7 protein-coding genes are annotated in these 16,561 nt (G+C 34.0%); all 7 read left to right on the plus strand.

The window, feature by feature from the left end; translation table 11 throughout:
• Positions 1-473 precede the first annotated feature (473 nt).
• Complete coding sequence (locus QWY92_RS15200) at positions 474-3,740, plus strand: SusC/RagA family TonB-linked outer membrane protein (protein WP_290272756.1); 3,267 nt, start codon at positions 474-476, stop codon at positions 3,738-3,740.
• A gap of 10 nt (positions 3,741-3,750) precedes the next feature.
• On the plus strand, positions 3,751-5,652 hold the full coding sequence (locus tag QWY92_RS15205; protein ID WP_290272759.1) for a RagB/SusD family nutrient uptake outer membrane protein: 1,902 nt from the start codon (positions 3,751-3,753) through the stop codon (positions 5,650-5,652).
• A 29-nt stretch (positions 5,653-5,681) separates the two neighbouring features.
• Positions 5,682-6,899: a DUF5000 domain-containing lipoprotein gene (locus tag QWY92_RS15210; protein WP_290272761.1), complete on the plus strand. Its 1,218-nt coding sequence runs from the start codon at positions 5,682-5,684 to the stop codon at positions 6,897-6,899.
• Positions 6,900-6,934: 35 nt separating this feature from the next.
• Positions 6,935-7,681 carry a DUF4998 domain-containing protein gene (locus QWY92_RS15215; RefSeq protein ID WP_290272763.1) on the plus strand — a complete coding sequence of 249 codons (747 nt, stop codon included), beginning with the start codon at positions 6,935-6,937 and terminating at the stop codon, positions 7,679-7,681.
• Between the two features lie 189 nt (positions 7,682-7,870).
• Positions 7,871-11,230, plus strand: coding sequence for a carbohydrate-binding protein (locus tag QWY92_RS15220; RefSeq protein ID WP_290272765.1), 3,360 nt, complete (start codon positions 7,871-7,873; stop codon positions 11,228-11,230).
• Between the two features lie 258 nt (positions 11,231-11,488).
• Complete coding sequence (locus QWY92_RS15225) at positions 11,489-13,786, plus strand: heparinase II/III domain-containing protein (RefSeq protein WP_290272767.1); 2,298 nt, start codon at positions 11,489-11,491, stop codon at positions 13,784-13,786.
• Positions 13,787-13,815: 29 nt separating this feature from the next.
• Positions 13,816-16,554 (plus strand): endo-acting ulvan lysase-like protein, encoded by a 2,739-nt coding sequence (locus tag QWY92_RS15230; RefSeq protein ID WP_290272769.1) that lies wholly within the window; start codon positions 13,816-13,818, stop codon positions 16,552-16,554.
• The last annotated feature ends 7 nt before the right edge of the window (positions 16,555-16,561 follow it).

Here is a 16,561-nt window from a genome sequence, read left to right on the forward strand (position 1 = left end):
TTCATTTTAAATTATTAAAAATAACATGGTTGTTACAAAATTTGTAATGGTCATGTTTTTTTGTTTATAAAGATGAAGTTTAAAGAAATTAATAAAGGAGTGAAAAAATATTATTGAATGTGAGAGTAAAGTTTTTAAAATAACCTTTTCCTAAATCTAAATAATACTTAAAATGATATTGTTAGTTTTTTTAGAAAAAAAACATCATTTATGTAAAAATTGAAGCTTTTTTTTAATAATAAGTCATGATTTATATGAAAAAAACGATAATTAATACTTGAATGTGGAACAGAGATGTAAGTTTACAGAGCGTTTTAATTTAATATTTCATGTGCTTTCATTTTTTAGCTATTGGGCTTTAAATTAATTGATTACTAACTAAAAAAATATTATATGAGGAAAAACTTCTAAAAACTAACCAAGTAAACACAAAAAGCAAAAAAGTATTTAACTAACTTTATTAAACAAAAAATATGAATAAAATTTATTCTTTAATTCATTTATATCGCCCTAGTAACTATAAGGGGATAAAGGTGATTAAATCAATAGTAATATGTACTTCTTTTATTCTCAGCGGGTATGCGAATTCCTCCGCATCATTCAATTCAACTAATTCATTTGTTGAGAAAGACAAAACCCCACTTCTCGACGAATTACAATCTCAAATATCTGGAAATGTAATAGACCAAAAAGGGACACCTCTAGCGGGTGTTAATATTTTAGTAAAAGGAACAAATGTTGGGGTTCTAACCGATTTTGACGGAGAATATAACATCAAAGCAGCAAAGGGAAGTGTGTTACAGTTTTCTTATGTAGGTTTTAAAACTCAAACTGTAGCTGTAGGTACAGGTAGTGTAATTAACATTACTATGGAAGAGGATTTAGAAAGCCTTGGTGAGGTTGTAGTTGTGGGGTACGGACAACAAACTAAAGTAAGTTTAGTTGGTTCTATTACTCAAGTAAAACCTTCCGAATTAAAAATACCTTCCAGTAATTTAACAACGGCTCTTGCTGGTCGTGTTGCTGGTGTTATCGCTTTTCAAAGCTCAGGTGAACCAGGGGCAAATAATGCCGATTTCTTTATTCGTGGAGCTACAACATTTGGTATTCGCCAGAGTCCATTAATTTTAATTGATGGTGTGGAGTTAACAACCAATGATTTAGCCCGTTTAAATACAGATGATATCGAAAGTTTCTCTGTGTTTAAAGATGCTACCGCTACTGCTATTTATGGAGCAAGGGGAGCTAATGGTGTTATTGCAGTTACAACTAAAACAGGTGAAATAGGAAAAGTGAAAGTAAGTGTGAGGTATGAATCTACATATTCTCAAGCTACTCAAAATATTGATCTGGCCGATCCTATAACTTATCTACAATTGCATGGAGAAGCCGTGAGAACGCGTTACGATCCAACAGCCACACCACCTTATGCTTTAAATAAAATAGATAAAACCTTAGCCGGTAATGGTAATCCTTATGTTTACCCAGTTACCGATTGGCAAAATGAATTATTAGAAGATTTCACAAATAACCAACGTTTAAACTTTAGTGTTTCTGGCGGTGGTAAAGTAGCAAGATATTTTGTAGCTGCTGGTATATCTAAAGATAATGGTATTCTTAAAGTAGATAAGCAAAGTAACTTCAATAATAATATTGATTTAAAACAGTATTATGTACGTTCGAATATTAATATTGATTTAACTGAAACTACCGAAGCTATTATTAGGTTTAACTCAACTGTAGATGATTATACAGGACCAATACCAACAGGTAGTCAAGTTTATAATATGATTAACCGTACCAACCCAGTAAGGTTTCCGGCGTATTATGCACCCGATGAAGCAAACGAATTTACAGAGCACCTTTTATTTGGAAATCAAGACGATGGAAATGGAAGTGCAAACTATCTGAATCCTTATGCCGAATTAGTAAAAGGGTATCGTGATTATAGCCGATCTCTAAATGTTTTACAAGTAGAAGTAAAACAAGATTTAGCTGGTATTTTACCAGGTTTAAGCTGGAGAGGTTTAGCAAATATGAACCGCACATCTTCTTATGGTATTAATAGAGCTTATGATCCTTATTATTATGGAATGGGACTTTATAATCCTGTAGACGATACGTATACCTTAACTCCTTTAAACGAGGGTACCGAAACATTGAATTTTAATGAGACGGATGCGTCACGAACCGTAAAATCTGTAATGTATTTGGAAACGGCTCTTAACTATGCGCAGACCTTTAAGGAAAAACACGCGGTTTCTGGGTTGTTAGTAGGTATTATGAGAGAAGAAGTTGATGGTAATGCAACGGAATTGCAATTATCATTACCAAGCAGGAATATTGGAGTTTCAGGTCGATTTACTTACGGTTTTGATAAACGATATTTTACTGAATTTAACTTTGGATACAATGGTTCTGAACGATTTTCTGAAAGTAATAGATTTGGTTTTTTCCCATCAGTAGGTGCAGGTTGGGTAATCTCTAATGAGAAATTTTGGAAGTATGACTTTATCAATCGATTTAAGTTAAGAGGCTCTTATGGTATTGTTGGTAATGATGCTATTGGTAGTGCGGGAGATAGATTCTTTTATTTATCTAATGTAAACTTAAGAGATGGTGGCAAAAGTGTGAATTTTGGAACAGACGGAGGGTTTTCTAGTCAAGGTGTTTCTATTAGCCGCTACGCAAATCCAGATGTAACTTGGGAGAAAGCATACAAACAAAATTATGGTTTTGAAATGAATTTCTTAAATGATGCGATTCAATTTCAAGCTGAATATTTTAAAGAAAATAGAACAGATATTTTACAATCTCGTGCATATATTCCTAATTTATTAGGATTACAATCGGATATTAAAGCAAATATTGGTGAAGCTAAATCTCATGGTTTTGAGTTAACTTTAGATGTAAATCATCAATTTAATAAAGATTTCTGGATACAATTTACAGGTAATTATGTCGATACTAAAAGTGAATTTGTAAATTATGAAGAGCCAGATTATTTAGCATCTGGAGTGCCATGGAGGTCTCGTGAAGGACAATCTATCAACCAAGGTTACGGATTAATAGCAGAAAGACTTTTTGTAGATGCTGCCGATGTTGCAAACTCGCCAAACCAAGAATTTGGAGAAGTTATCGCTGGAGATATCAAATACAAAGATATTAATGGTGATGGTGCAATTACAGAATTAGATATTGTGCCAATTGGAGAGTCTACACAACCAGAAATTAGTTATGGTTTCGGATTTTCTGTGGGGTATAAAGGGTTCGATGTTTCTGCATTCTTTCAAGGGTTAGATCGTTTTTCTTTCTATATAGATTCAGAAAAATTAACACCGTTTGCAGATACAGATTCTAGTAGTGATTATTTATCAGGGAAAACTGCTGAGAATCAAATTTTACAAGCATTTGCAGATAGTCATTGGTCTGAAGATAACCAGAATAGTTATGCTTTATGGCCACGTTTATCAACTACAGCTATTGAAAACAATAACCAAAGAAGTACTTGGTGGATGCGTGATGGCGCTTTTATGAGATTGAAATCTTTAGAAATAGGTTATAATTTTGAACCTAAAAAAGGAGGTCCTTTTGGCATGGCGGCTGTAAGAATGTACATTAGTGGTAATAACTTGGTGCATTGGAGTCAATTTAAACTTTGGGATCCAGAGTTAAGAGGTAGTGGATTAAACTATCCTTTACAAAGGGTTGTGAATATTGGTCTTAAAGTTAATTTGTAATATTAAAACTATGAAAACAAAAAAAATAAAGTATTTTATATCTTCTATACTCATGGCATGTTTTTTTTCTTGCGATTCTTATATAGATGTAGTACCAGATAATATAGCAACTATAGATATTGCTTTTAATAATAGAGATAACGCCGAACGCTTTTTCTATACCTTGTATCATTACATGCCTTCTCATGGTAATGTTAATGCTAATCCAGGGCTTATTGGTGGCGATGAGATTTGGGTAAATCCAATATCAGGAAATAGTATGGGAGCATTTAAAATGACTCAAGGATTTCAAAATGTGGTATCTCCAGAAATTAATTGGTGGGGAGGTTACAGTAATGATATGTTCATTGGATTAAGAGATTGTAATATTTTTCTTGAAAACATCGATAGACCTAGAGATTTAGTCGAAGAGGAAAAAACGAGATGGATAGCAGAAGCTAAGTTTCTAAAAGCCTATTATCATTTTTGGTTATTTCGCATGTATGGACCAATACCTATTATTGATGAAAATACTGCGGTAGGAGCTAGTGTTGATGAGGTACGTTTGGAAAGACAAAAAGTTGACGATGTTGTAACTTTTATAGTAGATCTATTAGACGAAGCTATGGTAGATTTACCACCATTTATAGCTGTACCTGCTGTAGAGTTGGGGCGTGTTACACAACCTATTGCTGCATCTATAAAAGCTCAAACTTTAGCTTTTGCTGCTAGTCCGTTATTAAATGGAAATCTAGCGTATTCAGGATGGACTAATAATGCAGGAGAACCATACGTAAATCAAACTTTTGATATTGCAAAGTGGGAAAAAGCGGCAGAAGCCAGTGCAGAAGCGGTAAGATTATCTACAGAAAATGGACACAGTTTATACAGATCGAATGGGTCGGCGCAATTTACATTGTCAGATTCTACAATTACAAAACTAAGTATTAGAGAAGCCATTTCTGAAAGGTGGAATTCTGAAATTATTTGGGGAAATCAAAACTCAAGTGCATCAGGCTTACAAAGTATGGCTTTCATAAAAGCAGATCCAAGTCTTACTCCAGAAGAGTTAGGGCAAGCGGCAACAAATTGGTCGCCAACATTAACCATGGCAGAGTTATTTTATTCTGATAATGGTGTGCCAATAGAAGAAGATTTAGATTATGATTATGATGGTAGATATGATGTAAGAACAGGAGATAGCGATCATAAATATTATATTGAAGAAGGCTATAAAACAGCAGCGCTTCATTTTGATAGAGAACCTCGTTTTCATGCATCTTTAGGTTTCGATGGCGGAAAAGTATATGGTATGGGGCAGTATAATGATAAAAGCATCTTTACTATTAAATCAAAAAATGGACAACCAGCATCTGGTTCTAATGATAGAAATTATAGTGTTACTGGGTATTTTGCTAAAAAACTGATAAATACTGAAGATATTATATCTGGAGGTTCTTGGAGAGTTAATGCTTATCCTTTTCCAGTAATCAGATTATCTGATATGTATTTATTATATGCCGAATGTTCAAATGAAGCTTACGGGCCATCAGCAGAGGTTTATGCTAATTTAGATATTGTAAGAGAAAGAGCTGGTTTAGACGGCGTTGTTACATCTTGGGCTACACATTCTAATAACCCATCAAAACCTAATACTAAAGAAGGGTTAAGAGAAATTATTCATCAAGAACGTTTAATCGAATTGGCTTTTGAAGGGCATCGTTTTTGGGATTTAAGAAGATGGCTTAAGGCGCAATCTTACCTAGACGGTACAGAAATGAAAGGGTGGAATAGATCAGGATCTACAGTTGAAGACTATTATAAAGTAACCGTTGTAGGTGAAACAGCTTTTAGTCAAAAGAATTATTTCTGGCCTATTAAAGAGAGTGATTTATTAGTAAACCCTAATTTAGACCAAGCCCCAGGGTGGTAGTTTTTATATTAACATTTAAATAGAATATTATGAAGAATTTAAAATTGTTTATTTTATCTTTTTGTTTAGCAACCCTAACAAGTTGTGAAGAAGATAGCGTTAGACCATTGGTTATCGACGATGGTAATGCTCCTGGAAGTGTTATTGGTGTCTCTGTTGAAAATTTTGCAGGGGGGTCTAAAATATTATATAACCTACCTGACGATAGTGATTTACTTTATGTTGTAGCTGAATTCAACAGAAGAAATGGTAGCGAAATAAGTGTGGTAAAATCATCTGCTTTTAATAATAGTTTAACCGTAGAAGGTTTTGCTGAAGAAAAAGCTTATGATGTTACCTTGTATGCTGTAGATCAAAGTGAAAATAGATCGGAGCCAACCGTTGTAACTATAAATCCCGAGAAATCGCCAATAGATTATGTATGCGAAAGTATGGAAGCTTTTCCTGATTTTGGGGGAATACATTTATTTTGGGAAAACCCATTTCAAGCACTTGTTTCGATAGAAATATCGTACGCAGATGAGTATGGATTACCACAATTGCAAGATGTATTTTATACAGAAGCTGAAGAAGGTGATTTTGCTGTTAGAGGTTTCGATACTTCAGAGCGCGAATTTATTGTAGTTGTTAAAGATCGATTCGGTAATGTGTCTAAAGTGAAAAAATATACATTATCACCACTATTTGAGGAGCTTATGGAAAGAACAAATTACCAGGCAATTACGCAGTTACACGATACACCTGACGCTTATGGATGGGTTTTAGGTCGTATTATTGATGGTTCCATTGGTAAAAATAATGGATTTCACTCAGGACCAGGTTGGGAAGACCCAGCAGGCGAACTACCTCAGTATATTGGTCAAAATGTTCATATGTTCACTATTGATTTAGGAGTTACAGTGAAACTTAGTAGAATTAAATGGTTCGATAGAACCTCTTATGAGTTCCGACATGGCAACCCACGAATTTATGATATTTGGGGTGGTAATACACTAAACGAAGATGGAAGTCTTGATGGGTGGACTTTATTAACCGAAAATGGCGAAGTTATTAAGCCATCTGGAGACCCAGGGTATGGTGTGAAAACTGCAGCAGATGTTGAAGCTTCTAGTAAAGGATGGGATGCCGTAGCAACATCAGCAGCACCTCCAGTTCGCTTTATTAGGTTTGTTAATAAGCAAAATTGGTTAGGTTCGACTTTTTTACATATGTCCGAATTGGAGGCGTATGGTCAAAAAATTGATTAAATAATTCGTTTTTAAAAATATAATATATAGAAAATATGATTATAAAATATAAAAGAATAATAGGTCGCATATCGTTGCTGGCTTTAATAATAACATGTTCCTTTTCCTGTGAAACAGATTTATATGAAACATATAGTGAATACAGTGATGGTAATGTGGTAAGTGTAGGCTCTCCTGATTCTTTAAGTGTCGATTCAGGTTTAGATAAATTAATGTTTAAAGTTTTTATTAATGCAGATCCAAAATTAAAAAAAGGAGTTATTTCTTGGAATTTAGGAGCAAATGAGAAGACTTTTAACATTGATAGAACCATTTATCAAAACGAAATAATTGATGTCGAAGTTGAGCCAGGTGAAGGTTCTTATGAGTTTGCAGTTCATTTAGAAGATGCAAACGGTAACAAATCGAATACTTTAACGCTTTTTACTGAAGTTTTAGGTGAAACATATCGTGCTGATTTAGTTAATAGAAGTTTAAGTGGGAGCACTTTATCTTCAGAGACAGAAGTAACTCTAACTTGGGAATCAAATAGGTATATCGATTCAAAAATGGTAGAGCAGGTAACTAACGATTTGTTGGTGAAAACAGAACTAACATATATTAGTGAAGCAGATGGTTTAGAGAAAACAGTGGTTATCGATGAATCGGAAGACACTTTAGTTATTTCCGATTTTATACCAGAAGGCAGTTTTAACTATAAAACATTTTATAAACCTACGGTAGATTCTGTTTATATTTTCGAAAGCAATCCTACAGAAGGAACGTTTCCAGCAAAAATATAAGTAACAGTAATGTATTAAAAACTAAAGTCTCCTTGGCAATATGTTGTGAAAGGAGACTTTTTGTTTTTAGATTAAATTTTATTCCAAACAAGGTTATTTTAAAAGTGTTGATATAGTGGTGTTTATGTTCTATTGTAGACGTAAGCATTTATTGTTATGCTTTTATTTTAATAAAAAAACATGAGATAAATGAAAAAATATATACAATTAATAATACTCTCAGTCTTATTTTTATGGGGAGGACACTTACAAGCCCAAACAACAATAAATACGCTTGCGGAGTTAAGGGCTCACTTAGGAGACAACGATGGAGATTTTGTAATGGCTCCTGGTACATACTATTTTAATGAAACCAATTGCGGGCCAGATAAGTTATTCTCAAACCCAAAATTACTTCTGTTTACAGGAAATAACTGTACTTTCGATTTTACCGATGTGAAATTTGAAATTGATACTAAAATTTTTACACTATACGGTAACACCGATGTTATTGAGTTTTGGGCAGCCGGAAATGATAATGTTTACTTGAATTTAACCATGGAGGATATTGGAATGACGGTTCCTTCCAAAGGTGCAGGCTCCATACACCTTGATGGTGCAGATAATTTAATTGAAGGATTTAAAACAACTGTGAGAGGCTCCTTTCCTTATGGTTATGGTGATACTTTTGGTAAAGGTGGCGGATCTGTAATTTCTCATCAAAAACATGCCGGTATTTTAATTAGAGGAGACAGGAATCATATAAAAAATTGTAGTGTAATTATGAGAGCTTATGGTCATGGTATATTTGTACAAGGTTCTCATGATGCTGTTATAGAAGGTTGTTATGTTGAAGGAGAAACAAGGACTGTTGGCGAAATGCTACAAGAAGAAGGCACCGGATCTCCAGCAGATAGTGCAGATTTTCAAACGGTTTGGGGATTTGACTTAAGAGATCATACAAGCGACTACACTTTTAGTCTTCAGGAAGCAGGTATTAGAGCTTACTCCACCGGTGTTATACACGATTCTAATGGGGATTCTACAGGTGTTGATAGAGGTACGGAGAATACAACAGTTATAGATTGTACTATTGTTAAAATGCGCGTAGGTGTAAATACAGGTGCTGAAGGAGGAAATAATAAGCGCATTGAAAATTGTACAGCATTAGCTTGCGAGGGCGGGTTTTGGTTAGGTAATGATGGAGACGTTATTAATTGTTTTGCAGATGCCTCGGTTGGACCCATTTTGTCAGAAGATATTTCTCGTTCTAATGCAACATATGAGGTTACTATTTTAGACAACTACATTCCTAAAATTGGAGATACACCTTATTTTTTTGCAGGAGGAACCAATCATAATATTACAATACATGATGGTACCACTTACTATAATCCAGATATTAAAATTGTTTTAGGAGGAACAAGGCCAGCAAATCGTTTTTTAGCAGGGTCTGTAGAGCCACCACCTTCTAGAAATGCTAGTAATATTACATTTACAAACAACACACCTTATCCTTTAGTTCTAGAAAGTGCTACAAATTGTGATATTTTCTCTTGTGGACCCGTTGAAGATAATGGATCTGGAAATACAATCACGCAATTAACCAACTGTAGTACAACAAAACCATGTAATAATACAGTGAGTAACCTTCAGGCAGAATGTTATGATGCCATGTCTGATATAGGCACGAGAGATATAAATGGTAATTCAAATACTCAAGAAGTTTATGGTATACATGCTGGGGATTGGATAAGTTTTAATGCTATTGATTTAACTGATATGACTGCGATTGAAGCTGTTGTATCTAGTATACATAACAACGTGTCTATAGAAGTTCGAACCGGAAGTAATACAGGAACTTTACTGGCAACAATACCTATTACTAGTACTAATAGTGAATCTACTTATTTAGAGTTTTCCGAAAACTTAAATCAAGTTGTAAGCGGAGTAACGGACATCTACTTTGTTTTTGTTGGTGTAAGCGAAACCGGATGGTTATTTAATTTAGATAAATTATCTTTTAGTAAAGACGCTTGTGCTCAGTCGTCTTACAACCCGTTTTTACCTATAAGTGCAGAAGATTTCTGTGCTTCGTCAGGAATATCAGTGTACGATTTGTCTATCTTTAATAAATCAGTTGGAGATATTGATGATGGCGATTATATAAGATTTAATAATGTTCATTTTGGAAATGACGATGTTTACAATGAAATTGAAGTTTTAGCATCTTCTACAACTGGAGGTTCTATTGAAGTTCGAAGTGGAGCTGTAGATGGTACATTATTAACAACCGTAGTGGTTGGGATCACGGGTAGCAATAATAATTATGAAGTGTTCTCTAGCTATACGGCTTCTGAAATAACAGGAACACACGATTTATACTTTGTTTTTAAAGGGACAGGATCTTCTTTTTTAAATATGGATAACTTCTTTTTTAATAATGATGAATGTAGCGGTGTAAATTACAATGCATTTTCTCAGATAGATGCATTAGATTACTGCGGCATGTTTGGGGTGGTTCCAATAAACAATGAGTATCTTGGAGGTATAAATGATAACGAATGGATTCGTTATGGTAGTGTCGATTTTACTTCGGAAGCACCTGCACAAATTACATTTAACGTGGCAGGATATCCTACCGAGGAAACTATAGAAAACGGATTTATAAACGTGATGCTAGGCCACCCAACAGAAGGTATCTTAATTGCTCAAACTACCGTTCCAAAAACAGGCGGATGGGAAGTTTGGGAAGAGGTGACAGCATCTTTACTTCAAAACGTTACAGGTACCCATGAGGTGTATTTGTATTTCGGAAATGGAGCGTTCAATTTAGATTGGTTTGAGTTTCATCAAGAAAAGGTTGAGTTAAGTAACCTGGCTTTAGCTTCAAATGGAGGAATTGCTTCTCAGTCTACCACAGCATACGAAGGTGATGCTGCTCGTGGTAACGATGGTAATACTGATGGTAATTATGGCGGAAGCTCGGTAACACATACTGAACATGGAAGTACTGGGGCTAATACGCTTAAATGGTGGCAAGTAGATTTAGGTGAAGATAAAATTATTGAGGAAATTGTAATTTATGGCAGAACAGGAAGTAATAAAGGTGTTGCTTATGTTAGTGATTTAAATAATTTTACTGTAGAAGTTTTAAATGAAAATGAAGTGATTATGTTTACTCAGTTTTATTCCAGTTACCCAGCGTCTAGACCATTAAGGATAGATGTCGATAGTAAAATAGGTCGAATTATTAAAATATCAAAAACGTCTGATAGAGGAATGTCTTTAGCTGAGGTTGAAGTTTTTGGAACAAATACTTTAGCTGTTAATGATTTTTCTTTACCTGAAATAAAACTATATCCAAACCCAGCAAATCAGGTGGTTACGGTTGTTAACGCTTCTAATTTAACCTTAGAAATATTTAATATTAATGGTGTTTTAGAATCGCAAATTTTTCTTTTAGAAAGCAGTAAGGAAATCTCATTGGAAAACTTGAGCTCGGGAATTTATTTTCTAAAATTCACAGATGATCGAGGAACAACGGTAAAAAAACTAATTAAGCTATAGTATAGATTTATTGTTCAATAAATAAATTTATGTAGAAAAGTTTATTGATTTTAAAATTAAGTCAAGATTTGCTAAAAGCGATTTTAGTTGGTCTTGGCTTTTTTTTATGCTTTGTTATTATTCAAAAAAAAGACAAGAATACATGGATAAGAGCTATAATTTACACACAATGGTTAATAGTTTATATTTATTTATTAAGCAAATAAGTAATATTGAATAGAATATAAATTTTAAACATTAATGTTTCATTTTAGAACTATGAAAAAAGGAATTTCATTTATTATTTGCTGTTTTTTTGTAATGCTAGTTACAGCCCAAAAAAGAAATTATCTGTTATACACCGATAGTAATATTGCTAATTTAAAAAAGCAAATTACGGTTAATGAGGATATAAAAAATAGTTGGGAAAAGCAATTGAAATATGCCGACGAATTAGTTTCAAAAGATAGATTTAAAGCCGATAATTGTCAAGTGTTAGGTTTAGCCTATCGCATGACGGGTGATGAAAAATATGCCAAAACCATAAAAAAAATATTAGTAGATTATACTTCAAAAGATACTTGGGAAGGAAAGAATTTATTAAGCAGAACACCAGCTTGGAAAGGCGGTTTAAATACATCACATACTAGTTTTTTCGTTTCTATAGGGTTTGATTGCATTTATGATTACTTAACTAAAAAAGAACGAAAGGATATTGCTGAAAATTTAGTGCGCGTTGGTATTCAACCCGCTTTAGACGATTGGTTATTGCCAAATGCAAACTTTCACACGTTTGATACTATGGGGCACAACTGGTGGAGTGCTTGTGTTTATATGGCTGGTTTTAGCTCGTTAGCGATTAGAAATGAAGTTCCTGAAGCTAAAAACTGGGTGAATGATATTGCTCAAACCGCTACCGAGTTTATTAATTATTCGGGGAGTGTATTGCAAAATAAACCGCCAACATTTGATAAAGACGGCGGTTTTTACGAAAGTATAAACTATGCTTCTTACGGTATTTCTCAATATTTATTGTTCCGTTTTGCGTTGCAATCGGCATTACCAAACACAAAGCAGGTCGATTTACCTATTTTAGATAAAATTGGAGATTTCTTTATTCAAACCACTTATTACGTTGAAGAAGGAAAACCAATGTCTGTAAACTTTGGTGATAGTTTCATCAATAAAACCGGAAACGCCTGTTTAACATTGCTATGGCAATTGGGTTATAAGAAAAACGATTATGCATGGTACATCAATCAAACCAGTGCTGGAAATGATAAGGAAGGTTTACAATTAGATACACCTAACGGACTCATTTTACACCCGAAATTACCTGAAATTTCGAGTAATTATTCACCTAAACTGGCAACATCGCATTTATTTGCGGACATGGGATGGGCAACCATGCGAAATTCTTGGAATAAAAACGCGACCATGTTAGCCGTGAAATCTGGTTTTACTTGGAACCACACGCATGCCGATGCCGGATCGTATATTTTATTTCATAATGGAAAAAATTTAATAATAGATTCAGGAAATGCATCTTATGGAAATCCACTTTATACGGAGTATTATTGCCAAAGTGAAGCGCATAATGTGGTGCTTTTTAATGGTGAAGGTCAGAATAGAAAAGATCCTTATTTTGGAGTTGCAAACCCAGGGTCACTTCATAATTTAATAGAAGGCGACAATTTTAAATACATTTTAGCTAATGCCACAGGGCCTTATGCACAAACATTAGCACGTAATTATCGTAATTTTATTTGGGTGGGCGATGTTATTTTAGTGATAGACGATTTATTAGCACATAAACCAGGTAAGTTCGAATGGTTATTGCATTATAACGGCGAATCTAAACGTAAAGATTTAGATGTATCTATCAAAGATGGCGATGCTGAGGTTATTGTAAATTCATTATATCCAGCAACTTTTCCGGAAGGAGGATTACCTCACGATTTTCCTGAGCAAATGCGTTTAGAAGAAAAGTTAGGTTATGAAGATCATCATCCGGAAAACAGAGCTAAGTATTGGTCTATAAGTCATTTTGAAGAAACAGCTAGAACCAAATTTATTTCTGCAATTACTTTAAAAACTGAAGAAAATAAAGAAAACTTACCTATTATCAAACGTTTTGAAGGAAAAGACTTTTTAGGAGTTTCTATTACACAGAATGGTGAAACAACAGAAGTGTATTTTAATCTTTTGGCCGATGGCAGACTAAAACACCGTAATAGTGTCCTTAATATGAATGGTTGGGAAACCGATGCTTATTTAACAGTTTTAAAATTTAAAGCTGATGCTGATAAAACAAAAATCAATAATGTTGATGAAATGTTTATCGGTCACGGCAGTTATTTACGTCGTGATAATGAAGTTTTAATACATGCTTTATCAAAATATACAGCTTTAGTTGAAGGTTTTTCTGGAACACAAAAAGTAACTTTTCAAGGTCAGGAAAAGGCAACATTAAGTCTGCGTAGTTCAAATAAAAAATCATCACTTAATGTTAATGAAACTACACAAAGCGGTAAGTATGATACATCAAATAAAACAGTAAAAGTAACTTTAAAGTAAACTGAAATATGTTGGTAAAAAAGAAAAGCTTGAATAAGAAACAACAGGTTTCTGTGTCATTAATGTTATTTGTTTTTTGTGCATTTTCATTTAGTGGGTTTGCGCAAATTCCGCTTCCTGAGAATTTAGATCAGGGATATCCACGATTGTATATTAGCCAATCTGAAAAAAAGAATTTAGAAAAAACCATAAAAAAAGAGGAATGGGCAGCAGATGTTTTAAAGGGTATTCATGATCGTATTGATAAATATGTAGAACGCCATGTTACCGACCCAGAATGGATGGTTTCTAGGTTGCAAATGTATTGGAAAACAAAATCAACCAATGTTTATGTTAATGGCATTAATTATTCTCATGCCGATGGCGAAGCCCCTGTGCCTACTGTTCGTTTTGTAGGCTCTAGAGATTATACAACACCATACGGAACACCAAAATTAGAAGATATTCTTCCCTACATGGACGATCCTAGAGGTTTGTATTTACCCAATAAAAGTAAAGATGGAAATCCTTTTGAATGGGCTGCAATAGCTAAAACAGGACGGGTAATTTATTCCATTAATGAACAAATCATTGAGTTAGCACGTGATGCCGCATTTATTTACTGGTTAGAAAATGATGAACGATATGCTAAGTTCGCCAATGCTATTATTCATACGTATTTAGAAGGAATGTCTTACAGGAGCGAGCCAATCGATTTACTTAACGGGCATATTCAAACACTTGTTGGTTTTACCAATTTTCAGGTGATTCATGAAAGTGTGCTTATAGATGTAGCTGAATTGTATGACTTTTTACATCAGTATATTGAAGTTAATCATGCTGAAAATATTCCAATGTATGATAAAACGATTAAACGATGGACAGATCAAATTATTAAAAATGGAGTACCCCAAAATAATTGGAACCTACACCAGGCTAAAATTATTTTAAAGGCAGCAATGGTGCTAAAAGATGATCAGTTTTATGAGGATAAAAAGGGTAGGGAATACTATATAAATTACATTTTAAATGTGACATCCGCACGTCAGTGGTCATTAACTAAATTCATGAATTTTGGATACGATTACAATAATGGGGTCTGGGCGGAGTGTCCAGGGTATTCTCAAGGTGTAACTAAAGATTTAACAACATTTATTAAAGATTTTGATAATACTTTCGATCATAATATTTTACCATACATGCCAGTGATGGAGAAAGCTGTTAAAATGTTACCGCAATATTTATTTCCTAATGGGCAAACAGTAGCGTTTGGAGATTCTAATTATGGTGGCATTGGTACAGAGGCTATTTCAAATTTAATTCGTGTTGCTCAGAAAAATAATGATAAAACCTTAGAAGAAGATTTCACAGGGTTGTACCGCTTATTTGCAGAGGATCAAAAATCTGATAAAAACAGAAAGCCGAGGGCTAATATCAGCTCGTTTTTTGCAAGTAAACCTTTGGAGTTAAATCCAAAATATACAAAAAGTGATATTGACGACTATATCACCCAAACGTTTTATGCGCCAAATGTAAGCTGGCATGTACAACGTATGGGCACAGGGAAAAATGGAATGATGGCTTCCTTAAATGGATCATTAGGAAATCATATGCATGCTAATGGAATTAACATGGAATTGTACGGAAAAGGTTTTGTGCAAGGTGGAGATCCTGGTAAGGGTGCAGGTTATTTACAACCTATATATTTAGAATTTTACTCGCAGTTTCCAGCGCACAACACGGTTATGGTAGATGGTGTATCATCTTATACCGAAATGTTTAGTAATCATGCGTTCGATTTGATGGGAGAATATCCGAAGTCTGAACAAAAGAAAGATTATTATCAAAATATTACATATTCCGATGTTTACTTTCTAGAGCCAGAAACACGAAGTGACCAAAGTCGTTTGGTGAGTATTGTAAAAACAGGTGAGATTACCGGGTATTATATAGATGTTTTCCGTTCTAAAAAGCAACGTAAAGGCGATAAATTTCACGATTACTTTTATCATAATTTAGGTCAAAGCATGGAGGTTTTAGATGCGTCAGGAAATCCTTTAGATCTTAAACCTTCGGAAGAAATGGCTTTTGCTGGCGGTTACTTATACGCGTTCGATTATCAATGGGATAAAAAATCAATTAGAACGAGTGAAGATTATCAGGCGCAATGGAAGATTGATAGGCCAGAAGGAGAAGAAGATGTGTTTATGAATCTTTGGATGATGGGCGCAGAAAACAGAGAAATATTTTCGCTAAAATCACCTCCACATAAAGCTTTTAAAGGAAACCATGGTTTGCCATATGACGTGGATAAAGCGCCATATTTAACTTTTGCAGCAAGACAATTTGGTGCTGCTTGGGAACAGCCATTCGTTTCAGTTTATGAACCATTTACTTCAACAGAAGGAAAAAGTATTGAAAACATATCAAGTTTTAAAGATGAAAACGGAAGTAAAGAATTTGTTGGGCTTCATGTGAAACACAAATCAGGAAGAGAAGATCTTGTTTTTTCAACCACCAATAACCAAAAGGTGAAATATAACAACATGGCTACAAATGCAATATATGCTGTATTCGGTAAAGAAAAAAATGGTGATTTTATATTGTTCATAGGAAATGGAACCGAATTAGAAACAAAAGATATTAAGGTTTCAGCAAGTGAAAAAGGAAATGTAATACTTGAAAAAAAGAATGGCCAATTGTTTTTAGATAATGAAGTGCCAGTAACAATATGGATTAATAACGAAGAAAAGAAATTCAATATTGGAACTTTTCGGTCAATAAAATAATCACAAA

The sequence above is a fragment of the Algibacter miyuki genome (assembly GCF_030409805.1).
GTDB lineage: Bacteria > Bacteroidota > Bacteroidia > Flavobacteriales > Flavobacteriaceae > Algibacter > Algibacter miyuki.